Source organism: Bartonella vinsonii subsp. vinsonii (genome assembly GCF_902825235.1).
Classification (GTDB): domain Bacteria; phylum Pseudomonadota; class Alphaproteobacteria; order Rhizobiales; family Rhizobiaceae; genus Bartonella; species Bartonella vinsonii.
Genome location: NZ_CADEAJ010000088.1, coordinates 1 through 334, shown reverse-complemented (window position 1 = coordinate 334; position 334 = coordinate 1). Strand labels below are relative to the sequence as shown.

1 pseudogene is annotated in these 334 nt (G+C 44.9%); it reads left to right on the top strand.

Annotated elements, in window-relative coordinates:
* Positions 1-90 precede the first annotated feature (90 nt).
* Positions 91-334: pseudogene (locus J7R12_RS08770) on the top strand (hypothetical protein); the annotation flags it as partial.

Genomic DNA, 334 nt, shown 5'->3' with positions numbered 1-334 from the left:
ATTGCATAGAGTTGTGTCGTCAGGCAGCCGTTTGGAAGGGTTGGTTCTGGCGATTAGGGGGTGGTCATATTGTTTTTATAGGGGGTGGTTATGGTTGCTGCTTGTAATTTATGGACCCCAGATGTCAAAAGCGATATCGTTAATCCTTATTCAGAAGTTGAACGTTTACAGGTGATGCTTTCCTGTTCTTTTAAAGCCGTGAGTAGTGGATTTAAGCATCTGCCGATCCGGTATATTATTGACCCTCCGCATGGCTTATTTGATGCGGCGTTAGCACGGCAGATTGTTATTCATATCTTGCATTATCAGTTTGAGGTGCCACGGCGGCGTATTG